Below are 23,909 nucleotides of genomic sequence, written 5' to 3' on the forward strand. Positions count from 1 at the left end.
ATTAAAATACTATAAGGCAGTTAACATGAATAACGTACGCTCTGTATTGGTCATTGACGATGACGAAGATGATACTTTTTTAATAGAAAGTCGACTGGAATCTTTTTTTGGTCAGCAATGTCAATTTGTTTCATGCTATGAAAAGCATGATGCTGTTAATTATTTAAAAGAGCGTACTTTCGATTTATGTATTTTGGATTATCATTTAGCTGGTTATAAAGGAATAGAGATTCTGCACAGCGTCGCTAATGCAGAGCTAGCAACACCTATTGTGATGCTAACAGGCCAAGATGATAACGAGGTTGCCAAACAAGTCATTAAAGCCGGCGCACAAGATTTCATCATGAAATCATCAATTGATGAAGTCGTATTTGAAAAATCAATTCAATATGCCATTGCCAGAAAAGAACTCGAATTTGCAAAAGTTGTTAGTCAGCAAAACGAAGCTCAAAGTATTGCCAAAGATAAATTTATTGCCCATTTGAGCCACGAGTTACGCACCCCTCTTACATCAATATTAGGGTATACCTCATTATTACTCGATAATGAGAATACAAAACCATTTCAACAAGAGTTAAAAGTAATTGCCAATAACGGATCTCACTTATTAAATTTATTAAATGATGTCCTCGATTTATCAAAAATTGCTGCCAATAAATTTGAACTAAGAGCAAAACCCACTGATTTTCAGCAGTTATTAGCCGAAGTTAACTCTTTAATTTCGGTAAGCGCTATTGATAAGGGGCTTTCATTAACGTTTGTTGGAAAAACAAAACTCCCTGAACAAATTGAAATCGATGATATTCGTTTTAAGCAAGTGCTGTTAAACCTGCTTGGCAATGCAATAAAATTTACCGATAAAGGTTTTATCACTGTTAGTGTTGAGTATTTCGCACAGCAAAAACAGTTAAAAGTTCGAGTACGAGATACCGGAATAGGCATGAGTAAAAGCCAATTGAATGACATCTTTGGTGCTTTTACACAAATTGAAGACGTAGCAAATAGACGTGCAGGTGGAGCCGGTTTAGGCCTCTCTATTTCTACCGAAATTGTAAAGCAAATGGGAGGCACAATCACTGTTGATTCCACGATTGGAGAAGGATCATGCTTTACTTTATCTTTACCTTGCCATACCAGCAGTGATCAATTAGTTGATTATTATTTTAATCTGGATGCAAAAGAGCACTCATCATTAACTACCCCGCAATTAACGGGAAAAGTATTAGTTGTTGACGACGTATTTGAAATCAGACAATTAGTTGGCTTGTTTTTAAGCGAAACAGGGCTGCAAGTAGAGTACGCAGGCAATGGTGAGCAAGCGTTACAAAAAGTCACTGACATTGCTGGCACCCACCAGCAATATGATATGGTTATTATGGACCTTCATATGCCGGCAATGACGGGGCAAGAAGCGATTGTAAAAATGAGAGTGGTTGAACCATCGCTCTGTGTTATTGCCATGACTGCCGCTATGGGTAAAGGCTTGCATGACACCTTAATTCAAGAAGGATTTAATGATTTAATTGCTAAACCAATTAACAAAGAGTCTCTTTGGCATGTGCTAACAGCAAACTTGCATGCTAAAAACATAAATAAAAATGATAATACAGCAGCGACAACCCCCGCCAAAAAAACACTAATTCATTTAGTCGAAGACGATGAAGATAGCGCAACAATTATGCAAATGATTTTAAATCAACTTGGCTGTGATGTACTACACAGTAAAAATGCTTTAACGGCTATAGATACCGCAAAATCAAATCATAACATTGACTTTCATTTACTTGATTTAGGTTTACCCGACTTAAACTCAGATGATTTTTTAGATGCTTTTTTTCAACAATCAATCACCGGGAAGGTCACTATTTTAAGTGGCAGTCATGTGAGTCAGGCCTGTTTGACACGATATAATATTAAGCAGCACCTGTTAAAGCCTATTAATAAAGACACGCTTACACAATGGTTAACCCAGCAACGTCTTTGATAAAACTCAGTGTATTTTCTCTGTTTATAGTAATTGATAACACGACTTTACACTGCATAATTAAAGCTAGGTTGCTGCGACACGACACGCATCGTAACATGTCGTAATAACACTGAGTTAGCGTGATATTTTATATCAGAGTATAATGATATCACTCCACTCATTCGCCCTTTTTACAAACCAGTATCTGCCCTATAAATTCTAAAACTTCATTTAAAACATTAACTCACATAATAACGACTCAACTAATACCGCTTTATTTTAAGACATAATAACTTTATTTTAAGGCATAATAACAAGTCATCTAAGAAGTTAGGTTCCCCCCACGTTATAGCCCCTTATTTTTATACAACACAATATGAAATTATTTCAAAGTTCTCACTAAATTTTTCATAGCATTCAAATAAAAACAAAATTAAAGCATAAATATCAACAACTTAACACAAGGCATACGGTTTGCACTTAACTAATTGAATCTAATAAATACGAGTCATTCTAGGAGCAAATTATGTCACAGCAAAAAAGTACAGTCACCGAAGCGCAATCAACTACAAAAGCATCATCTACTACCGAGCACCCAATGACAGATAAAGTACAAGAAACCCTGCACAACTCTGTAGATGCTCTTGCTGAAAAGGCCGCTGCAACAGAAACATCTTTAAAACAAAGTGCAAAAGATGGCAGTGAAAATTTAAGCCTGAAACAACAAGAGTTGTTGTCTAAATGGGATAAATCATCAGTGAAAAGTTATGCCGTAAAGAACCCTGTAGCAACCGCTGGACTGGCTTTCGCCGCAGGTATGTTAGTGACTGCATTATTTAACAAAAAATAATGTATATAAGCACAACTTCAATTAACAACATACGTTGTTAATTGAAGTAACATAATCAGGAGAAAATATGCAAACCAATACGGAACAGCAAAACAATGGCGACACAATAAAGCAAAAAGATGCCTCATTTAGGTATAGCTATAAGGTGGTTGCTCGTTTAGCTAAAATAAAATTACTACGTTATAAAACAGTGTATTCACTAGCAAGCGCAGAAACTAAATTGAGCGCAACTGCGATTATGTATGCGGTGTTAGCATTCATGTGTGCAGCCTTTATTGCATTTAGCGTGTATATTATTTTAAACATACTTATTGGTGTGCTGCTTAATACATTCTTTGCTTCTGTCATAATCACCTTAGTGATATTAGCAGTGGGAAATATCGCTTTATTTGCTGGTTGTTTATCTGTGGTAAAAAGATTACTGATGCAAGTCGGTTTACCTCGCACTATTGCGTCATTTAAGGAGTAGCTATGTTATTTTTATTACAAAAGCAACGCGATCATGTAAAGCAGCAACATAACAAGTTGAACCGTGCTAAAGCGCTTGAAAAAACCTACACTAAGAAAGCAAAATCTGCATGTACATCACTTATTACATCGCCAAAAGGGATTATGGGTGCTTTTGCTTTAGGAGCAATACGAGAAGAGGCAAATGAGAAAAATATTAGCTTGAAAAAAATTGCTATTAAACGTTTTATTATTTCTGAATTGGCGAATATTTTTTGATAAAGCTATCACTTATCAAATGATAGCTTTATATGGGGGCACTGATACATGCGTACTTATATCAAGTGGTTGATACTTCTATTAATCTCTAAAGTTTTTAAACTGAAAAGGCTGACCTAGCTCAGCGGTACGCACAACTTGCATTGCCGCTTGTAAGTCATCGCGTTTTTTTCCAGTAACGCGTACTTCTTCGCCCTGAATCGCAGCTTGCACTTTTACTTTTGAGTCTTTAATGGCTTTCACTACTTTTTTAGCCATATCTTTCTCGATACCTTGCTTTAGGGCAACATTACGAAACACATTTTTTCCTGCGCGAGTAATATCTTGTAACTCTAAGCTTGCTACATCCATCCCTCGTTTAGAGATTTTATTAGCCAAAATATCAAACAGTTGCATGACTTGTTGATCAGCCTCTGCCTTTAATTTAATTGTTTTATCGTTTAATTCAATGGATGCATCAACACCTCTAAAATCAAACCTAGTTTCTAATTCGCGATTGGCATTATCTACTGCATTTTTCGCTTCGTTCATTTCTACTTCTGATACAATGTCAAATGACGGCATTGCTAACTCCTGCTCTTTTAAAAAACATAATGAAGTAATTATACCGTTTAATTTATAAAACTTTACATTTTTCTACCATTTGTTCAGGTGCGATACTTTTTTTGTTTGGTATACTGTTGCTTCATTTATAAGCGATTATAGGAATATTCGTGACTAGGCGTGTGTATCAAGCTATTTTTTTAATTAGCATTGCTATTTTTACCTTTTTATTTGCTAAAGAAGTAAAAGGAGCGGCTAACTTATTTCCTCATATTGATAAAGTGGCCCATTTTGGTATTTTTTTTGTGCTTGCAATTATTATGGATAAAGCATTTAAACTTCCTCTTTATAGCCAAATCTTATTATTAGCACTGTATGGCGCTGGCATAGAAATCATGCAAGATAGCCTACCTTATAGACAAGCCTCTTTTGCCGACTTTGTGGCAGACTTTGCAGGGGCCGCTAGCTATTTTTTAGTTAAAGTTATCGTATTTAAATATAAAAGAAAATCAAATGGCTAACATACTGATTGTGGGTGATGGTGCCATTGGGCAACTATTTAGTTACTTTTTAGGTAATGAGAATAAAGTACAATTACTCAGTCGAAAAAATACAACTAATACACGTTTTTACAGCCCATTAAACTCCCCTACTCAAGCAATTAATGCGCAGTGTATTTCGTTGTCCGAACTCAAGCACGCAGCTAAACCCGATATCATTATATTTACTGTCAAAGCTTTTCAGGTTGCATCGGCCTTCTCTGCACTTAAACCTTATATACCTGAGCAGTGTAATATTGTGTTAAGTCATAACGGAATGGGGAATGTTGAAGAGTTATCAACTGAACTTAACACTGAGCAAGCCTTATTTTTTTTAAGTACCAATATGGCTGGCTATAAAAGTAATGATTTCATCGTGCAGCACAGCGGAAAAGGAAGTAGTGTGATTGGTGCTTGCAATACAACAGCACAAAACAGACTCAATGATGTATTTAAACAACTATCGAGTATTCCTTTACTTAGTTGTACGCAGAACATAGATGCTTTAAGATTTGAAAAGTTATTAGTAAATATTGCTATTAACCCTTTAACAGCTTTACATAATGTTAAAAATGGCCAATTACGTGCCCCAAAATTTAACTCAATAATTACTCATTTATTAGCCGAAGCATGCCATGTAGCTAACGCTAAAGGCATCCATGTTAACTTAGTTGAAGCATTAAACCACGCATACCATATTATGTACCTTACAGCACAAAACTACTCTTCAATGCATCAAGATGTAAAACATAAAAGAGCCACTGAAATAGATGCTATTTGTGGCTATATTAGTAATCAAGGCAAATTATACAATATTAATACGCCGTACAATGATCAGCTACTTCATAAAATTAAGGCAAAAAAAAGCGTGGTTTAACCACGCTTTTAATACCTAATATAACCGTTTATGGACGGTACACTTTTACCGTCGTAAAACCTTCTTCATGTAGTATTAGTGCCTGTAATTGGCTCATAACCCCTTTTTGACAATAAAGGTAATAATCTTTATCTTTCGCTAAATCACCAAATTTTGTAGCTAAGCGAAAGAAAGGTAAATGAATTACCTCAACGCCATCAATTTCAAGTGGTGCTGCATCTTCTTCTTCAGGTGAACGAATATCAACAACGACAGCCCCTTCAGGTAGTTCGGCTACCGACTCAGCCTCTTTTAGTTCTTGCTTAGCTTCCACATCAATATCACGCACATCCATTACGCGAGCATTTTCTATCACGGTATTTAATACATCAAAATCAAATTTTTCTTCTTCAGCTTTAATAACGTCAATTTTAGCTTTAACCGTCGGCTTTTTAGAAATCACACCACAATATTCCGGCATGGTTTCAGCCATTTCAGCAGTACCAATTTGACGTGCAATGTTTATAATTTCTTGCTTATCATGTTGAATAAGTGGACGTAAAATTAGTGTTTCGGTTACGCGGTCAATCACGCTTAAATTGGCTAACGTTTGGCTTGATACCTGACCAATACTTTCGCCAGTGACTAATGCTTGAATATTCAATTTTTCAGCAACCTGACTACCAGCTCGCATCATCATACGTTTTAATACAACACCCATCTGACTGTTTTCAACGTTTTCAAGGATCTCTGCAACCACCGGTTCAAAGTCAACCGTAATAAACTTAACTTTGTGGGTTGAGCTATATTTTTTCCATAAGTAATAGCTGGCTTGTTTCACGCCAATTTCGTGAGCAGCTCCCCCTAAATTAAAGAATAAAAAGTGAGTACGTGCCCCTTTTCTGATCATCTGATAACTAGCCACACCAGAGTCAAAACCACCTGACATTAATGACAACACATCTTCTTGCGTTGGTAATGGAAACCCAGCCATTCCCAAGTGAGTTTGTGTTACAACATACGCTTTATCATCTTTTATTTCTAAGCGAATAGTAACTTGCGGGCGACTAAGTTTTACTTTTGCACCACTTACATGCTGATTTAAACCACCACCAACATAACGCTCTACATCAGTAGAGGTAAAGTCATGTTGACCGATACGTTTACAGCGCACACAAAAAGTTTTTCCCTCAATTGTATGGCCAATTAGCTCTAATGCTTTTTCGTAGATATCATGCAAGCTAGCAAATGGCGTTTCGGTTACTTCAATAAACTGAACGATGCCCGGAATACGTTGTAAACTATCGATAAAGTCTAGGCGAGTCTGCTCATCAGCTAATAAAGTAACAACCGAGATATTGTCCCAGTTATTACGCACTTGCACTTTTTCGTCAACACGACGCAACACAATTTTAATGTTGTTTTCTAACACTTTTGTAAAGCGTTTACGTACCGAACGGCTTTTAATGGCAATTTCAGGATGTAGTTTAACGATAAATTTAAGCATAGTTCACTCTTAGACTGCGGGAATTCGCGCTCCCAGGCATTGGGCGCGCGATTATAACAAAAAATTTAGCGTCTAGGAATGCTCAATAAAATACCAGAGCCTAAATTTTACTCGTCATCATTGGGGGCGTGTTTGGCTAATTGTGAGTATTTATCACGTAGCACATTCATTTTAACTAAACTTTTCTCTGTACTGTAAGCTTTAAATAAAGCCAACACTTTAAGGATGCCACGGTAAATATCTTCTTTTGCCAGCTCACCACTGACTCTTCGAGCTTTTACATAAGGAGTCCAAAAGCTTACAGTTAATTTTAATGTATGGGCAAGCTCTATTGTATCTTGCTCATCGATGTTTATCATGCCGCTGTCGCGTAATCCAATCACAATACGTTGTACTTGGCCTAACAATACCGATTGAAAATCTATGTAATCTTGTTTTAGTTGGCTGTCTCGAGCGAGAATGACCCCCAAATTGTCATAGAAAAAATGAAAGCGCCACATTAGTTCAAATAATGAATCTAGGTAGTCGCTTAAATGCAAAAATGCATCATCATCGGTATTAATTGGTTTAAAGTGAGTATTTAAGTGATCACGATAAAGTGCAAAGATATGACGAATAATATCTTCTTTATTTTTAAAGTGATAATACAGATTCCCTGGGCTCATCCCTAAATGCGATGCAATATGATTGGTAGATATTGATCGCTCACCAAACTCGTTAAATAACGAAATACTGGTATGTATAATCTTTTCCTTGGTATTCATTTCTGTTATCCAGCTTTAATTCAGTATTTTTACAGTAATGATGAAGTATAAACAAATAATAACAATTAAAATACAGGCATGAATATTTCTAATTTTGCTATGTATTAATATATGTTTCACAGCGCGAAATGATTTGTCTTATAAAGGCTGTTAAACTTAACCTAATTAAGACACAACTAAGTTAAGTCAGTTTATGAATATAGTCGCTATCTACCCGGGTACTTTCGATCCTTTAACAAATGGCCATACCGATTTAATCCACCGTGCTGCAAACATGTTTAGTACAGTGATTGTTGCCATTGCTCATAATCCAAGTAAACAGCCTTGCTTTAGCTTAGATGAGCGCGTAAGCATGGCAAAAAGTATTTTAAGTCACTTAAGCAATGTAAAGGTCATTGGCTTTAGCGGACTACTCGCAGATTTAGCAAAAGACCAACAGGCGAATGTATTAATAAGAGGGATCAGAGCGGTGTCTGATTTTGATTATGAGTTTCAACTAGCCAATATGAATCGGAGACTAAACCCTGATTTAGAAAGTGTTTTTCTGACACCTTCTGAAGGGAACTCATTTATATCATCAACATTAGTTAAAGAAGTAGCAAAGCACAACGGTGATGTAAGCGAATTTGTTCACCCAATAATACAACAAGCACTGATAAAAAAGTGGGCCTAACGACACCAGGTCGTTAGTTTTAACTAACGACCTTGTTAGAGAAGTTGTGATTAATAAATTTAGCTAATCGTAAAAAGTCTTTATTTAAAATTAAAACTAATGCCATTAAAAAGTCATTTATATATACCCAAAAAGCATATAAAGCCCAAAACCACCAGTATTCTAGAGTTTTAGCTATATTGATATCGTAGTGCATCATTAAATATAAACTGGCATTAATGCTTAACCCCACTATGAGATAGTAAAAAGCAGCTGGCTTCTCCCATGGGGAGAAGAAATTAAACACTATAATAATAAAGATAGTAGAAACATCAAATAGCAAGTAATCCATATGAGTTGCCACAGACATATCTATCAAATTGGTCATGAAGTATGACACCATCATGATAAATGAAAGGACTAAACTACTTTTATTTTTTTTATTAATACTTGTAGACAGATTGAACAGAAATGCTATTAAAAAAAACCAAGAAATGAACACCGCAAGATACGGGCTTGCGTAAACCAAAGCCCAAATAATATCAGACATATAATCCCTGTAGCTTCCAAGCTATAAAACGTAGTTGCCTAATATATAGTAAAACTTGTGAAAGTTAAATTAGCTACCGACTATATAAGAAGTTTTCTTGCCTATAAGCCTAATCTTTTTAAGATGTAAAAAATCTTTATCTATTATTAATGCGGCTATCATTAGTAAATCCACTATCAATACTGAGAAGGTATAAACATTCCAAAAAAACCACGGTTGATTATTAAGTAGAATTGACGTATCGATGAACATAAAAACAGCTAAAATAGCGTTTATTGATAAGCCTATAAGTAAATAGTTAAACGATGGCGTTTTATTTTTAATAAAATATAAACTAAACAGTAAGAAAGCGATGGTCGCTATGTCGTACACAACCCAATCAAGGTAAGTCGTGTTATAGATTGAAAGCCAATTAAAGAAATAATCTGATATTGAATATGAAATCATCATGATAAAAGAACTGAGTAACAAGGTTGTATTTCGATTTACACCTATTACGAAGACAAAAGCATTAAAAAAGAAGGCCATTAAAAACCCCCACATGCTCAGCGCCGAAAGAGAGAAAAAACCAAATAACTCAGTTAATAACATTTACAACCTTAAAACTACTTAGGCTTTATAGTGCCCGGTAAAATGACTGGATTACGTTCGACATCATTGCTAGCAGCCGATAGTGCATCTTGCGATATACTAACTGTATCAGATTCGAGGGTTTTATTACTAGCATTTTGTTCTGTTAACGCACTTGATTGTTGCATATTGCTGTATGATTGCATTTGCAGTTGAGAATTTGATGTAATTTGCATTATGTAAACCTTTTTAAATAGTTGTTTTTAATTAATTTAATAAAAAATTTATTATTTTCATTAATGCTAAAGAAATTATTAAAAAATAATAATCCCGCACAACTAAATAAAAGCAATTTACGGGCCAATAATTTTTGACACAAAACAATTCGCTTGAAAAACTGGTCATACCAGATAGCGGTAGAAATAAAAAAACGCACAGGGGTAACCGTGCGTTTTTTAATCCAGGGAGTTTAAGCCACGTTTTTACACGGGATCTCCGTGCGGCTACTCGGCTTCAAAATATATTCCATCGAGACTTCGTCACAACTTTCTTTACGAAGACACAATTCACAATCTTTCATTACTTTTTCAGGTAAGCTTTCCTTAGAGCAATAAGTAAAGCCTTGCTTCTCAAAAAAGTCTGGTACGCGGGTGAGTACAATCACACGACTAAGAGCCAGCTTTTTGGCTTTTACTAATAAGTGTTCTACTAACTCACGCCCTTGCCCTTTAACTCCACTTTGAGGGTCAATACCTAATGAGCGAATTTCAGCTAAACCGGTGTCGTAAATGTACAACGACGCACACCCTCTAACGGTTCCATTAACTTCTGTAACCGCAAACTCATTAATTGAATGCACCATATCACTTTTAGCACGTGGCAAGTTTTCACCGGCTGTTGCCCAATGCTGAATAAGCTTAGCAATCGAATCAACATCATCTAAATTCGCATCACGCACAGAAATTTGCTGCTTTTTAATCGCATATTTAATCGCATTTGATACTTGCTCTAACGAAGTACCCCCGAATGCTTGGCGCGCTTTGATACATGCATCAATTGTTAATACGTCATAAACATCATCTTCAATGCTGTCATGCACCGATTTATATTGCTCGATAGAAAGCTCATCAAGGGTTTTGTTTTCACTAATTGCTAGCTGCACCAGTACGCCAACAATATGATGACCTTCTCTAAAAGGGACGCCTTTTGCCACTAGATAATCAGCAAGCTCGGTTGCATTTGCATGGCCGCCTTTTGCCGCTGCAAGCGTTCTATCGCCTTTAATCTTAACGCCCTTAATACATGCCTGTGCCATGTGGATACAAGCAAGCCAAGTCGGCATTGCGTCAAAGAGACCTTCTTTGTCCTCTTGCATATCTTTGTTATACGCAAGTGGTAAGGCTTTTAACGTCATCATCATGGCACTAAAAGCCCCAAATACGCGCCCAGTTTTGCCACGGATTAACTCAAGTGCATCGGGGTTTTTCTTTTGCGGCATTAATGATGAGCCTGATGTTACGTTATCAGCTAACTCAATAAACCCTGCTTCACCTGAGTTATAAAAAATAAGGTCTTCAGCCATACGTGATAAATGCACCATTGATATAGAAGCGCAACTTAATAGCTCAACAACAAAATCTCTATCAGAAACACCATCTAGACTGTTTCTTGTTGCTCCCGTAAAACCAAGGCTATGAGCCAACTTATGGCGATCAATTGGATAAGCGGTTCCCGCTAAGGCACCACTTCCCAATGGACAATAGTTCATTCGTTTTTTAGCATCTGCTAAACGTGTTTCATCACGTTCAAGCATTTCAACATATGCCATACACCAGTGACTAAATAAAACAGGTTGTGCACGTTGTAAGTGAGTGTAACCAGGTAAAATGGTGCCCAACTCACGTTCAGCTAACTCAATTAACTCTGCTTTTAAACGTACGATCGCAGCATGAATATGATCTGCTGTTTCTCGACACCATAATCTAAAATCGGTGGCGACCTGATCGTTACGGCTACGTCCTGTATGTAGTTTTTTTGCTAAGTCTCCAACTTTTTCTATTAATGCTGACTCTACATGCGAATGAATATCTTCTGCCCCAGAAGTAGACACTGCTTGTAAATCAACTTTCACTTCATCAAGTAACTCAAACAATGCAGCTACTAACTTAGTGTGCTCATCAGATGTTAAAACGTTAACTTGTTCTAATGCGCCAGCCCATGCCACAGAGCCAATTATATCGTGCTCTGCTAATAGAAAATCAAAGGGAAGTGAGTCGTTAAACTTTTTAAACGCCTCATCTGGACCCGAAGAAAAACGTCCGCCCCATAATGCCATGAAATATCTCCAAACCCTGAATAGCTCTTATGCCGTGATAGCATAAGAGCTTGAAAATTACTTTTTAGTCATTGCCGAGATTCTGCTTGATAGCGAGAATAAACGAATAAACCCTTCGGCATGCGATTGATCATATACATCATCTTCACCAAACGTTGCAAAATCTTCGCTGTATAAACTATTTGGTGATTGCTTTTGTACCGCAGTTACTTGACCTTTGTAAAGCTTAAGTACGACTTCACCCGTGGCAAGCTCTGATAATGACTCTGCACCCGCTAAAATCGAGTCTTTTAAAGGTGTAAACCAGCGTCCATCATAAACTAAGTGAGAGAACTCACCGCCTAATGTTTCTTTCCATTTACGGCTAGATTTATCAAGCACTAATTCATCAATGGCTTGTAGCGCGGCCATTATTACAGTACCGCCTGGAGTTTCATAACAACCGCGAGATTTCATTCCCACTAAACGATTTTCAACAATATCAACACGGCCAACACCATGAGGTGCAGCAATGTCATTAAGCTTAACTAAACAGTCGTAAGGCTTAAGCTCTTCACCATTAACGGCAACAACTTCTCCTGATACCACTTTTAACGTAACAAGCTGCGCTTTATCAGGCGCTTGCTCAGGTGAATTGGTCCACGTCCATACTTGGTCACTAGGTTGACACCATGGGTCTTCTAATTCGCCACCTTCGTGCGAAATATGCCATGCATTCGCATCACGGCTATAAATTTTTGTTGCTGAAGCAGAACACGGAATATCACGTTCAGCTAGGTAATCAAGTAATGATTCACGGCTTGATAAATCCCACTCACGCCAAGGTGCAATGACTTTTAAATCTGGTGCAAGTGATGCAAAACAGGCTTCAAAGCGAACTTGGTCATTACCTTTACCAGTACAACCATGAGAGAGCGCATCAGCACCTACTTTACGCGCAATTTCAACTTGCGCTTTAGCAATAATTGGACGTGCCATTGAAGTACCTAACAAATAAGTACCTTCGTAAATAGAGCCGGTTTTAAGGGTTGGGTAAATGTAATCACTTACCATTTCATCTTTTAGATCAACTACATAACATTCTGAAGCACCTGAGGCAATCGCTTTTTCTTCTACTCCCTCAAGCTCTTCTGCGCCTTGGCCTACATCGGCAACAAACGCAACCACTTCACAGCCATAGTTTTCTTTTAACCAAGGCACAATTGCAGACGTATCTAGGCCACCTGAATAGGCTAAAACGATTTTTTTAATTGAACTCATAGGTGTTCCTCAACAAATTTTGGATTTAGTAATGTAACAAGCAAGGCGTTTTGCGCATGCATACGGTTTTCTGCTTGTTGAATAATTTTTGATGCAGGGCCGTCCATTACTTCAGAAGTAATTTCAAATTCCCTGTGTGCTGGTTGGCAATGTAATACAGTTTGCGCACCCGTTTTTTCTAATAAAGCTTGATTAAGCTGATATGGCATGTATTTTTCTTTTACTTGCTCAAGAGGCGTTGTATCTCCCATAGATACCCATGTATCAGCATAAACAACATTGGCACCAACAGCGGCTTCAACTCGATCGCTGACCATTACTGACGCGCCATTCATAGCGGCAATTTGCTCTGCTTTTTTTAGAACTTGCGAATCAGGCGAGCTCCCTTTTGGTGTCACTGAAACAAAGTCAGTACCTAATGTGGCAGCAAGTAGCATTAATGAATGGGTTACGTTGTTACCCTCACCTAAATAAGCGAGCTTTAACTCACTCACATCACCGTGGACTTCTTGTAATGTTAAAAAGTCAGCAAGTGCTTGGCATGGGTGATATAAATCACACAAACTATTTACAACAGGCACTGAAGAATATTCGCCGAGCGTAGTTAAAGTACTATGCTGATTTACACGCGCAACAATACCATCTGCCCATGTAGAAATATTAAGTGCAAAATCTTTAACCGACTCACGGGCGCCCATTGCACCGTTTTGCTGATCTAAATAAACAGCATGTCCGCCTAAACGATTTATACCAATATCAAACGATAAACGAGTACGTAAACTTTGTTTTTCAAATAAAGTAACGATTGATTTACCCGCTAATACTTGGCTGTACTTTTCTGGCTTTGCTTTAATATCTTGTGCGAGTTTAAGTAACTTAAGTGCACCTTGTTGGTCTAATTCAAGACCCGTTAAAAAATTCTCTGGCATAATAAACCTATGGTGTAATTTTTGTTCCGACGTGTTCGCCTGCTAATAAGGCAATTAAATTCTCTGGCTTCAGCCAGCTCGAAATATACACCCCTCGTCGTAAGTGCTGGGCAGCATCTAGACTGGTCTTAACTTTGACCTCCATCCCGCCCACAATCACTCCTTCGTCGATTAGTGATTCAATTTGCTTTGCATCAAGTTGATGCAGTGGCTGTTTATTCGCATCGAGTACGGCCTCAACATCCGTCATAAAAATTAACTCAGCATTTAAGTTGCTGGCAATCGCTGCCGCTGCTTCATCCGCATTAACGTTATACCAAACACCTTGTTCATCAAAACCGACTGAACATACAATAGGTAAACGCCCTAATGACAATAAATCACCCACGATAGAATCATCGTTATTTTCGCATTTTCCTACTAGACATAGGGCTTTGAGCTTTTGAGTAGCCGTTATACCAGCTTCAAACAAGCTTAAACCTACCGGCTTATGACCGGCATTAATGGCTTGCCCCATAAGTTGCTTATTAGCACAACCAGCTAACGCACCCACAATATGCGGCATTTGTTCTTTTGGGCTAATACGTAAACCTTTATGCTTTGCGCTAGCAAAACCAGCTTCAGTTAACCACGCATCAACTAATGATCCACCACCATGAACAAATACAAACTGAGTCTCTTTTTGTGATGCTAATACATCAAATAATGCCTTTGCAGCATTTTTTGAATTAAGTACAGCCCCACCTAATTTTATAACCCACGTTTTACTGCTCATTAAAACGCCCCTTTTAATCCTGTTGTGTGATCAACACCAAGTGATAAGTTAATACATTGAAGAGCTTGTCCTGCTGCCCCTTTTAATAAGTTATCAATTGCTGAGATCACTATTAATTGTGAACCCTGTACTTGCCAACCTATATCAACATACGGTTGCTTAGCAACCCCTTTAATTGAAGGGACTTTATTTTTTAGTAAACGAATCAAAGGTTCATCTGCTAATACTTGATAAGCATGATCAACCTGCTCTTTTGTCACACCTGGTTTTAATTGCACATAAATAGTTTCTAAAATACCACGCGGAAAATTGCCTAAATGGGGTGTGAACAACACTTTATGACCTAAATGCTGTTCTATTTCAGGACCGTGGCGATGATTAAATAAACCATAAGGGGCTAACGACACTTCACAAAAATGTGTTCCAACACTTGCTTTTCTACCTGCCCCAGTTACTCCAGACACCGCATTAATAATAATATTTTGATCTGCGAGTAAGCCGGCATTTTTAAGTGGCTTTAATGCATTTAATGCCGCCGTTGGATAGCACCCTGCGACAGCAACAAGCGACGCGCTTTTAATTGCTTGTGCATTCCACTCAGCTAAACCATACGCGGCTTGGTTTAACAATTCAGGATGTTGATGCTCAAATCCATAGTAAGTGACATAATCGTCATTACTGGCTAAGCGATAACCACCAGATAAATCAAACACCTTTTTATTCATTGCTAAAAACGTCGGTGCTAAATCAACGCTTACCTTGTGATCAGTACACAAACAAACGTAATCAGCATTTTTCTCAATGCTTAAAAAAGCATCGCTATCAAGGGGAAGTAAAGGAATATCGAGTAAGCCAAGGTGCTCAGGGTATAAGTCACTTAATAATTTATTTTTATCAAGGCTACCTTGCGAAACATAGCAACCCGATAAAGTTAAATTTGGGTGTTTTGCCACTAAGCTTGATAACTCTGCGCCACTGTAACCACTTGCGCCAATAATCACTACATTCATTATTTATTTAACTCTTTTTTATTTGGTTAACGACTATTACTACTTTATTTGTTTAAATTAACCTAGTTTTTTAGGTCATATTTTAATGAATTACTGATTTATCGTCGTAATGTTTTCATGTGCAATTTAAAATACTTATGCTTAAAAAGTGAATTGATATTCATCATAAATACTTTTATATTATGATGCAACGAAATTGGCTATATTTTTTTGATTTTTTATAGCTCTCCCCCCTTTTATTTCAATGTATCAGCAATTAGTTGCTGCACCTTCAATTAGTGCACTTGAAGACAACTTATGTATGAGTCATCAAAAAGTGATTGAGTTACTTGCCCAGTGGTACCAAAACTTAAGTTTTAACTGCGGAATAATTGAGTTAGAAGGCCATAAAGGACACTATAACTTGCTGGCTTAACATGGTGATGGGGACGCCAGACTGATGCTCGCGGGTCATACCGATACCGTGCCCTTTGATGACAGCCGTAGGAATTTCAATCCTTTTAAATTAACTGAACACAACAATAAGTTGTTTGGTTTAGGTCGTATCGATATGAAAGGTTTTTTGCCTTTGCATTACAAGCAATTAGCAAACTAGATGCAAAACACCAAACGCAACCAATTTTAATTTTAGCCACCGTAGATGAAGAAAAAACCATGACTGGTGCACAGCAAATATGTACATATCCTCATTTAAAACCAGCGCGATGTATTATTGGTGAACCAACAGATATGCCCCCCGTTTTCACACATAAAGGTTATCTGAGTTCAGCTATTAGAGTGGTCGGTCGCTCAGGACACTGTTCTGATCCAGAACGCGGCTTAAATGCGATAAAAGTAATGCATAAAGTCACTTCAAATTTACTCAAGTTAAAAGATAAATTAAAGCATAAGTATGCAATTAATCTTTTTAACATTCCTTACCCAACATTAAACTTGGGAAATATTCATGGTGGTGATAACGCCAATCATATTTGGGGTTGCTGTGAAATGCATGTTGAACTACGCTCACTCCCTGCTTTAAGCGTACAAATGTTACTACTCGATACCACTAAAGGTATTAATAAACAATATCCTAACGCAGTGAGTGTTATTGACTTGCACGACCCAATATCCGTTTTTAGTGGTTCTACCGATAGTGCATTAGTGATGTTAGCTGAAAAAATTGCAGAAGAGAGGGCTATCGCGGTTAATTACTGCACTGAGGCGCCATTTATTCAACAATTTGGGTGCGAAACCATTGTCATGGGACTAGGCTCGATTAATCGGGCACATCAACCAGATGAGTTTTTAGCAATGGAAAAAATAAAGCCATCACAAAAAATCATTAGCGATGATGATTAAAACTTGCTGCTTTATAAATCACTAAATAAAAAAGGCACATTACAGTGCCTTGTTTATTATCAGTGAATATTACATATATTTAAGTAAGTATTTTTTAAACACAGGGTCGGTTTTAGCCAGCTCTTTTTGCTCACATAATATGTCTTTTAAGATGGCACCCGACGTTAACGGGTTAGCAAGTACCACTCTAAAAACAACCGTCGGCTGGTTATCATATTGACTCGGCGTTAAGCGTGTACGCGATACAAAAGAGCGTCCCGATTCACGTTGTCGCTTTTGCATACTTGCGGTAAAACGATTTAGTGCTGCAAAAATATCAAATCGTGTTTGTGGATCTGCTTGGCTAATAGCGTGTTTAATTTCTTTAGGTACGTAGCGGTAAGTTAAAATACATAACTCAGGTTCAGAGACTAGCTCGAAATCTTCATCTTGTCGTATTAAATCGGCAAAATAATGGGCCTTATTAATACTTCTATCAATTAGCATTTCATAGCCTTTACGGCCTATAACACGTAAGCAAGCATGTACTAACATGGCCATACCAGGGCGACTACCTTCTAAGGTATGACTGCCTAAATCTTTCGAGCCTTTACGCAAAATATATTCTGCATGATGTTCAATTGCATCACTTATCTTAGGGTCTTTGAATAACACCAACCCGGCTCCCATTGGCACATACATTTGTTTATGGGCATCAATGGTAATTGAATCAGCTCGCTCAATGCCTTTTAATAAAGGCTTATAAGTATCTGAAAGCAATGAAGCCCCACCCCATGCTGCATCAACATGAAAGTGACAATCAATTTGCTCGGCTAATTCGGCCATTTCATCTAGAGGGTCAATACTGCCAGTCTCGGTAGTACCAGCAACCCCCACAATTGCCATCACTTTTATCCCTTTTGATTGCAACTCTTGCGCTTTTTCACGCATTGCTATGACATTAACCTTATTGTTATCACAGGTTTTAATACCGACAATATTGTCGCGTCCAATGCCTAACAAATCAGCCGTTTTTGACAACGAGTAATGACCGCGCTCCGATACCAATATCGCTAAGCCTTTATACCCATAATGCAGCATACCCGCGACTAAACCTTGCGCATTAATCCCTTTAAAGTTGCCATCGGGTTTTAATAAACGATTTCGGGCAATCCATAATGCGGTAATATTTGCGACAGTCCCCCCTGAGCAAAACGCACCTAAAGAGGTTTTAGCACTGTGCATCCACTTAGAGTAAAAGGCATCGTTTTGGCCATAGGCTAAATGATGCATCATACCTAACACTTGGCGCTCTAAAGGAGTGAATGCTTTTGAGGTTTCTATTTTTACTAAGTTTTGATTTAACCCAACCATTAACTTAGAAAGAGGTAATAAAAAATGAGGCAGTGCTGAGGTCATATGACCAATAAAGCTAGGGGCGGCGGTATGCACTGAATGAGCAACAAGTTGCTCCATTATGTCTTGCGCATAGGCAGACACAAATGTCGGATCTTCGGGGATCACTGCAGATTGAAAATCTTTTTCGATTTCATGCAATGGCTTTTCAATTGCCGCAATATTTTCGTTTAAGAAACCCGCTAAATTACTCGATATTTCAAGCTCAATTTTGCTTAAAGTTGAGTCTGGCGCTTCAGGTACAGTAAATATACGCTTCAGGCTTTCTTTAGAGGCGACGGCACAACGCTTTTGATCCATCTTAATACCCAGTGTGTGTATGCTACAGTGATTAAATAAATTTCGGTAACTTTACTGGAATCTAGACAAAATGTCTCGTAAAAAGCCCTAAACGAGCTATTTATATGACAAATAAATGATAAATTGATTATTTTTTTTTACTTTATGCTAATTTATTATCGGTATAATAAAAAAAATAACAAATAGGGATAAACATGCAAAAAGGAAAGTTTAAAATAGGTGGAGTAATAGCAGGATTTACACTGTTTTTAATTAGTCTGCTTATGTACGTTTATTATACTTATCACATCACCCGCAGCGAAATCATGCAGGCCGTAGATAATCGTTTACTCAATGCAGCGACCAGTGTGAATTATATTTTAGGGGATGAGTACCATAATAAAATTAACGAAACCCATCATATAGACCTCGCTCTTTATCAAGAAAAAAACAAACAACTATCCGAATTCGCAGCTTCTTTAGATATTGCTTATGTTTATTCGATGATTTTAATTGATAATAAAGTACATTTCACCGCCTCAAGTTATACATCCGATGATATATCGAATGGCCAAATAACACAGTTTTTAGATTTATACGCAGCTGCAACAGACATTAATTTAGGGGCTTTTTACTCCACCGAACCCACCTTTGAAATATCTCGCGATCAATGGGGACACTTTAAAAGTATTTTTATTCCTTATGTTGATAAAAATGGCAAGGTATATCTCACCGGTGCAGACATTACAATCCATGATTTAGAACAAAAATTACAAGTAAGTGTCTCTAAAGCGGCTGCTATGGCGAGCTTTTTCTTTTTTATTGCGGTGTTAGTCGCCATAATTTATATTTCTATTTTAAAGCGATCATTATCGACAGATAGCAGCACGGGTTTTGAAAATCATATTGCATTGCAGTACTTCTTAAACAAAAGTAATGACCATCATCTACAGCTAGCCTTAATTTGGGTAAACGAAATAGAAGATATAAACAGTTTTTATGGTACTGACATTGGTGATTTATCAATGCAATCACTATTAACTCATTTTAAAAACAGCGCGCCTTCTCAATGTAAGCTGTATCGTTTTGCAACAAATAAGCTTGTAATACTTGCACCAAAGGGAGTTTCAAGTGAACGCTTCGCCGATATAATCAGAACCTACAATTGCAACTCTCCATTACTTACAGACCCATTTGTTTATGTCACTTTATGCACTGGAATTGCGACTGGTAATAAGTCTATGCTGCTTGAAAATGCGCATATTGCAGCGTTACAAGCTAAACAAGGACGCCATTCAATTATTAATTTTTCTGAAGCATTACATGATGTAAAAGCGCAATATCAATACAATGTAGAAATGGCGCAAGAAGTCAGAGAAGCATTTGATAACAATCGGATTGTGCCTTACTTTCAAGCCATTGTTGATGTGAAAACGAATACTGTTATTCAATATGAATGTTTAGCTCGTATGGTGACAGCCCGAGGAGAGATTTTAAAGCCTGAGGCTTTTTTAAATGTAGTTAATCGCTCTCGTATGGACGGTGAATTAACCCGTACGATTTTTTCACAATGTATTCATCGTTTTCGAAAAACAGATATTAAATGGAGTATGAATATCACGGCGCAAGATATGCTCGACCCTAATTTAAGTGAGTATATTGTCGATGAGTTACACCGATACCCACACCCAAAAAACATTACTTTAGAGCTTTTAGAGACGCAAGCCATAGCAAATTTTTCTGAGGTAAAAGCGTTTATTTCACGAGTTAAATATAAAGGCGTGCGTGTAATTATTGATGACTTTGGTAGTCGTTATTCAAATATTTCTAATGTTATTAAGCTAGAGGTTGATGGCATTAAGCTCGACGGAGCTTTAATAAAACAGATTGCGAACGACAAAGATATCTTTTTGTTTATCAAACATATTGCTACTTTTACAAAACAGTTAGGTTTAGACTTAGTCGCCGAATCTGTAGAAAACACCGCGATTGTCACGGCATTAGAGCAAGCTAATGTGATGCTTATGCAGGGCAATCATTTTGCCCCGCCTATGCCACATATTATCGAAAGTACGACGCTATAATTGAATTATAAGCCGGTAGCTTTGCTGAGCGCTTGCCCAATATTTTCGCTCAAATGGGGTGATAGCATAATCTGATTCAAATGCATTCACCTCGCAGGCGTGGCCGGTAAGTTCCAATGCACGTGCAAATTCTTTTACATAAATATCCCAATTGCTGCGCACCTCTAATAATCCACCTAATTTTACAATAAATGGAAAAATTGCTGCGCCATGCCAACGCCTTTGAATATGCTTAGATTTTGGCCAAGGGTTTGGATAAAGTAAGTAATGATGTGTTGGTTGCCAGTTTTCAGCAACCGCTAAACGCCAAAAGTCATTCAAGTCAGCTTGCACTAAAATATATTGCCCACTGTCAGTCTGCTTATACTCTACATCGTGTTTTTCTAAGCGGTGCGATGACTTATCAATACCGATAACCAATACATCAGGGTGGCGCTTAGCTAGATTAGCCGTACTTTCACCTACCCCACAACACGAATCCAAAATAATAGGACCCTCAAAGGCTTTTACTTTTTCGTTTACTTCATCAAATGCCCGTTGCGTATGCTCTGCAATGGGCTTTTTAAACTCAGCAGTTAAATGCTTAGTTACAATATCATCTAATTTTTCGTGTAATCCTGCTTGGTTAGATACAATATTACGTGAATTTGCATCACTCATTAATGTCTAATCCCCACACCTTTTTTAATTAACATTAGTGCCACACTAAACAACACCGTTATAAATACCAATAGCACACCAAATGCGAACGTTAAGTCGACATCTGATACACCTAAAAACCCATACCTAAATGCATTAACCATATAAATAATTGGATTAACTTGCGATACGTTTTGCCAAAATTCAGGTAGTAAAGTAATTGAATAAAATACCCCACCTAAATACGTTAACGGAGTTAAAATAAACGTCGGTATAATACTGATGTCATCAAAACTGTTTGCATAAATGGCATTAATTAATCCCCCAAGCGCAAAAACGGCTGAGGTAAGTACTACAGTTGCAACAATTACAAATAAGTTATGAATTTGAATATCAACAAAAAATAAAGATACACACGTAACAATAAACCCGACCAGCATGCCTCGTGTCATGCCGCCGCCAATATAGCCAAGCACTATAATATAATTAGGGACTGGGGCAACGAGTAACTCTTCGATACTTTTTTGAAACTTAGTAGAATAAAAGCTAGAAGCAACATTAGAGTAAGAATTGGTGATCACCGACATCATGATCAAGCCAGGTACAATAAACTCCATGTAACTAAAGCCCCCCATTTCGCCAATACGTGAACCTATTAAATTACCAAAAATCACAAAATATAAACTCATTGTGATTGCAGGAGGAACTAAGGTTTGCACCCAAATTCGTAAAAAACGTATGCACTCTTTAATCCATAAACTTTTTAAAGCGACCCCATATTTAAACATTTAATCTTCCCGCCCTTGCTCTAATAGCTCTACAAATAATTCTTCTAACCGGTTAGCTTTATTACGCATACTTAATACCGTATTACCTTGTGCTGTTAGCGCACTAAACACAGCATTTAAACCTTGCGATTTAGCCACTTCAACTTCAAGGGTAAATTCATCAGTCATCGTAAATTGATACCCTTCAATACTAACAGGGGCAACAGGGGCTTTTAAATCAAGTATAAAAGTCTCTTTATTAAGCTTTGCTAACAATGATTTCATTGTTGTATTTTCGATAATTTTTCCGCTATCAATAATACCAATGTTTTTACACAATAATTCCGCTTCTTCAAGATAATGCGTCGTTAATATTATCGTAACGCCTTGTTCGTTTATTTTGCGTAAAAAGTCCCACATTGAGCGACGTAGCTCAATATCAACTCCCGCTGTCGGCTCATCTAAAATAAGGAGCTTAGGCTCATGCATTAATGCGCGTGCAATCATTAATCGGCGTTTCATCCCTCCCGATAAAGTACGTGCTTGTTTATCCTTTTTCTCAAGCAACCCTAATTGTGTTAAGTACTTATCAGCGCGTTTATGAGCCTCGCCTCTTGAAACCCCATAATAGCCAGCCTGATTGACTAAAATCTGGCTTAAGGTTTCAAACTGACTAAAATTAAATTCTTGCGGCACTAAACCTAAATAAGATTTTGCGGCTTCTAAATCGGTATCAATATTTTTACCAAATACCTCAACCTTACCTTTGGTTTTATTCACTAACGAAGCGATAATACCTATTGTGGTTGATTTACCCGCTCCATTAGATCCAAGCAATGCAAAAAAGTCACCTTCCTTAACTTGTAAATCAATGCCCTTTACGGCCTCAACTTTATTTTTATAAACCTTTGTTAGGCCTTCAATATTTAATGCTACTGTTTGCTCAGTCATCATTTTCCCTCACCATAACCCCAACGTTTAGTTAAGGTATGTTCAATATTTAAATGATCTAAAATTCTTGCCACCATAAAATCAACCAAATCTTCTATGCTTTGTGGTTTATGATAAAACCCAGGTGCTGCAGGCATGATGGTGACACCTAAACGCGACAGCTTTAACATATTCTCTAAGTGTATTTCGTTAAAAGGGGTTTCTCGTGGTACTAAGATTAATTGTCCACGCTCTTTAATAACAACATCTGCGGCTCGCTCTAGCAAATTATCAGAAGCGCCTACCGCAATTGCAGAAACAGACCCGGCACTACATGGGCACACCACCATTTTTTTAGGGGCAGCAGACCCCGATGCGACAGGGCTAAACCAATTATCTTTTCCAAATACTTGTAACTGTTCTGGCTGCGCATTGTATAAACTGCCTAGCTGTTGTGTTGCCTTATCTTCATTTGCCGATAATTTAAGGTTTGATTCCGTATCAAGTACCACTCGCGCTGCACTTGAGATAAGTACATAAACACGAAACTGCTGTGCTAATAATACTTCGAGTAATCTTAAACCATAAGGCGCACCCGATGCGCCACTAAAGGCTAAGGTAATCGTGTCTTTATATTGCACG

24 protein-coding genes and 1 pseudogene are annotated in these 23,909 nt (G+C 37.5%); 9 read left to right on the plus strand and 16 right to left on the minus strand.

All coding sequences use genetic code 11. From position 1 onward, the window contains the following. Window positions 1-25 precede the first annotated feature (25 nt). The 4 genes from J8L70_RS12050 to J8L70_RS12065 all read left to right on the plus strand — a co-directional run bounded on the left by J8L70_RS12050 (window position 26) and on the right by J8L70_RS12065 (window position 3,542). Window positions 26-1,984 carry a response regulator gene (locus J8L70_RS12050; protein ID WP_211055838.1) on the plus strand — a complete coding sequence of 653 codons (1,959 nt, stop codon included), beginning with the start codon at window positions 26-28 and terminating at the stop codon, window positions 1,982-1,984. 508 nt (window positions 1,985-2,492) lie between these two features. Further along, complete coding sequence (locus J8L70_RS12055; protein ID WP_211055839.1) at window positions 2,493-2,816, plus strand: DUF883 domain-containing protein; 324 nt, start codon at window positions 2,493-2,495, stop codon at window positions 2,814-2,816. 67 nt (window positions 2,817-2,883) lie between these two features. Further along, entirely contained in the window at window positions 2,884-3,285 is a 402-nt protein-coding gene (locus J8L70_RS12060) for a hypothetical protein (protein ID WP_211055840.1), read from the plus strand. A gap of 2 nt (window positions 3,286-3,287) precedes the next feature. After that, window positions 3,288-3,542 carry a hypothetical protein gene (locus J8L70_RS12065; protein WP_211055841.1) on the plus strand — a complete coding sequence of 85 codons (255 nt, stop codon included), beginning with the start codon at window positions 3,288-3,290 and terminating at the stop codon, window positions 3,540-3,542. An 81-nt stretch (window positions 3,543-3,623) separates the two neighbouring features. Here the strand turns inward: J8L70_RS12065 and J8L70_RS12070 are convergent, their stop codons facing one another. Beyond that, complete coding sequence (locus J8L70_RS12070; RefSeq protein WP_211055842.1) at window positions 3,624-4,106, minus strand: YajQ family cyclic di-GMP-binding protein; 483 nt, start codon at window positions 4,104-4,106, stop codon at window positions 3,624-3,626. Between the two features lie 149 nt (window positions 4,107-4,255). On the opposite strand from J8L70_RS12070, the gene J8L70_RS12075 reads away from it, so the two are divergent. Together J8L70_RS12075 and J8L70_RS12080 are read left to right on the plus strand one after the other, a co-directional pair. Next, window positions 4,256-4,606, plus strand: a complete 351-nt coding sequence (locus J8L70_RS12075) for a VanZ family protein (protein WP_211055843.1) — start codon at window positions 4,256-4,258, stop codon at window positions 4,604-4,606. Beyond that, window positions 4,599-5,501 (plus strand): 2-dehydropantoate 2-reductase, encoded by a 903-nt coding sequence (locus tag J8L70_RS12080; RefSeq protein WP_211055844.1) that lies wholly within the window; start codon window positions 4,599-4,601, stop codon window positions 5,499-5,501. Before J8L70_RS12075 ends, J8L70_RS12080 begins: the two co-directional genes overlap by 8 nt. 28 nt (window positions 5,502-5,529) lie before the next feature. Here the strand turns inward: J8L70_RS12080 and thiI are convergent, their stop codons facing one another. Together thiI and J8L70_RS12090 are read right to left on the minus strand one after the other, a co-directional pair. Continuing rightward, window positions 5,530-6,987, minus strand: a complete 1,458-nt coding sequence (gene thiI / locus J8L70_RS12085) for a tRNA uracil 4-sulfurtransferase ThiI (RefSeq protein ID WP_211055845.1) — start codon at window positions 6,985-6,987, stop codon at window positions 5,530-5,532. Between the two features lie 107 nt (window positions 6,988-7,094). Then, window positions 7,095-7,751 (minus strand): TetR/AcrR family transcriptional regulator, encoded by a 657-nt coding sequence (locus J8L70_RS12090; protein WP_211055846.1) that lies wholly within the window; start codon window positions 7,749-7,751, stop codon window positions 7,095-7,097. 193 nt (window positions 7,752-7,944) lie between these two features. On the opposite strand from J8L70_RS12090, the gene coaD reads away from it, so the two are divergent. Then, complete coding sequence (gene coaD, locus J8L70_RS12095) at window positions 7,945-8,424, plus strand: pantetheine-phosphate adenylyltransferase (protein WP_211055847.1); 480 nt, start codon at window positions 7,945-7,947, stop codon at window positions 8,422-8,424. Window positions 8,425-8,443: 19 nt separating this feature from the next. On the opposite strand, the gene J8L70_RS12100 is transcribed toward coaD, so the two are convergent. The 8 genes from J8L70_RS12100 to argC form a co-directional block, all read right to left on the minus strand. Further along, the gene (locus J8L70_RS12100; RefSeq protein ID WP_247664805.1) at window positions 8,444-8,791 is read right to left on the minus strand and encodes a hypothetical protein; all 348 of its coding nucleotides are present in this window, start codon (window positions 8,789-8,791) and stop codon (window positions 8,444-8,446) included. A 231-nt stretch (window positions 8,792-9,022) separates the two neighbouring features. Next, on the minus strand, window positions 9,023-9,544 hold the full coding sequence (locus J8L70_RS12105) for a hypothetical protein (RefSeq protein WP_211055849.1): 522 nt from the start codon (window positions 9,542-9,544) through the stop codon (window positions 9,023-9,025). Window positions 9,545-9,558: 14 nt separating this feature from the next. Beyond that, a complete protein-coding gene (locus J8L70_RS12110; RefSeq protein WP_211055850.1) occupies window positions 9,559-9,759 on the minus strand; it encodes a hypothetical protein in 201 nt (66 codons plus the stop codon). 233 nt (window positions 9,760-9,992) lie between these two features. Next, window positions 9,993-11,858, minus strand: coding sequence for an argininosuccinate lyase (gene argH, locus J8L70_RS12115; RefSeq protein WP_211055851.1), 1,866 nt, complete (start codon window positions 11,856-11,858; stop codon window positions 9,993-9,995). Between the two features lie 57 nt (window positions 11,859-11,915). After that, complete coding sequence (locus J8L70_RS12120) at window positions 11,916-13,118, minus strand: argininosuccinate synthase (protein WP_211055852.1); 1,203 nt, start codon at window positions 13,116-13,118, stop codon at window positions 11,916-11,918. After that, on the minus strand, window positions 13,115-14,047 hold the full coding sequence (locus J8L70_RS12125) for an ornithine carbamoyltransferase (protein WP_211055853.1): 933 nt from the start codon (window positions 14,045-14,047) through the stop codon (window positions 13,115-13,117). Before J8L70_RS12125 ends, J8L70_RS12120 begins: the two co-directional genes overlap by 4 nt. 7 nt (window positions 14,048-14,054) lie before the next feature. Then, window positions 14,055-14,822 (minus strand): acetylglutamate kinase, encoded by a 768-nt coding sequence (gene argB / locus J8L70_RS12130; protein ID WP_211055854.1) that lies wholly within the window; start codon window positions 14,820-14,822, stop codon window positions 14,055-14,057. Continuing rightward, window positions 14,822-15,832 carry an N-acetyl-gamma-glutamyl-phosphate reductase gene (gene argC, locus J8L70_RS12135; RefSeq protein WP_211055855.1) on the minus strand — a complete coding sequence of 337 codons (1,011 nt, stop codon included), beginning with the start codon at window positions 15,830-15,832 and terminating at the stop codon, window positions 14,822-14,824. The genes argB and argC overlap by 1 nt, the downstream gene beginning before the upstream one ends. 220 nt (window positions 15,833-16,052) lie before the next feature. Between argC and argE the strand changes: the two are divergent. Then, a pseudogene (argE, locus tag J8L70_RS12140) lies at window positions 16,053-17,198 on the plus strand (acetylornithine deacetylase). A 44-nt stretch (window positions 17,199-17,242) separates the two neighbouring features. On the opposite strand, the gene panP reads toward argE, so the two are convergent. After that, window positions 17,243-18,868 carry a pyridoxal-dependent aspartate 1-decarboxylase PanP gene (gene panP, locus J8L70_RS12145; RefSeq protein ID WP_211055856.1) on the minus strand — a complete coding sequence of 542 codons (1,626 nt, stop codon included), beginning with the start codon at window positions 18,866-18,868 and terminating at the stop codon, window positions 17,243-17,245. A gap of 194 nt (window positions 18,869-19,062) precedes the next feature. On the opposite strand from panP, the gene J8L70_RS12150 reads away from it, so the two are divergent. Then, window positions 19,063-20,931: a GGDEF domain-containing protein gene (locus tag J8L70_RS12150; protein ID WP_211055857.1), complete on the plus strand. Its 1,869-nt coding sequence runs from the start codon at window positions 19,063-19,065 to the stop codon at window positions 20,929-20,931. On the opposite strand, the gene J8L70_RS12155 is transcribed toward J8L70_RS12150, so the two are convergent. The 4 genes from J8L70_RS12155 to J8L70_RS12170 are packed head-to-tail and all read right to left on the minus strand — an operon-like array spanning window position 20,926 to window position 23,908. Then, the gene (locus tag J8L70_RS12155) at window positions 20,926-21,591 is read right to left on the minus strand and encodes an SAM-dependent methyltransferase (protein ID WP_211055858.1); all 666 of its coding nucleotides are present in this window, start codon (window positions 21,589-21,591) and stop codon (window positions 20,926-20,928) included. The two genes, J8L70_RS12150 and J8L70_RS12155, sit on opposite strands and share 6 nt — an antisense overlap. After that, the gene (locus J8L70_RS12160) at window positions 21,591-22,358 is read right to left on the minus strand and encodes an ABC transporter permease (protein ID WP_211055859.1); all 768 of its coding nucleotides are present in this window, start codon (window positions 22,356-22,358) and stop codon (window positions 21,591-21,593) included. The genes J8L70_RS12155 and J8L70_RS12160 overlap by 1 nt, the downstream gene beginning before the upstream one ends. Further along, window positions 22,359-23,288 carry an ABC transporter ATP-binding protein gene (locus tag J8L70_RS12165; RefSeq protein ID WP_211055860.1) on the minus strand — a complete coding sequence of 310 codons (930 nt, stop codon included), beginning with the start codon at window positions 23,286-23,288 and terminating at the stop codon, window positions 22,359-22,361. Next, window positions 23,288-23,908 (minus strand): flavin prenyltransferase UbiX, encoded by a 621-nt coding sequence (locus J8L70_RS12170; protein WP_211055861.1) that lies wholly within the window; start codon window positions 23,906-23,908, stop codon window positions 23,288-23,290. Before J8L70_RS12170 ends, J8L70_RS12165 begins: the two co-directional genes overlap by 1 nt. Between the last annotated feature and the right edge of the window lies 1 nt (window position 23,909).

It is taken from the genome of Pseudoalteromonas sp. MMG010 (assembly GCF_018100905.1).
Taxonomy (GTDB): Bacteria; Pseudomonadota; Gammaproteobacteria; order Enterobacterales; family Alteromonadaceae; genus Pseudoalteromonas.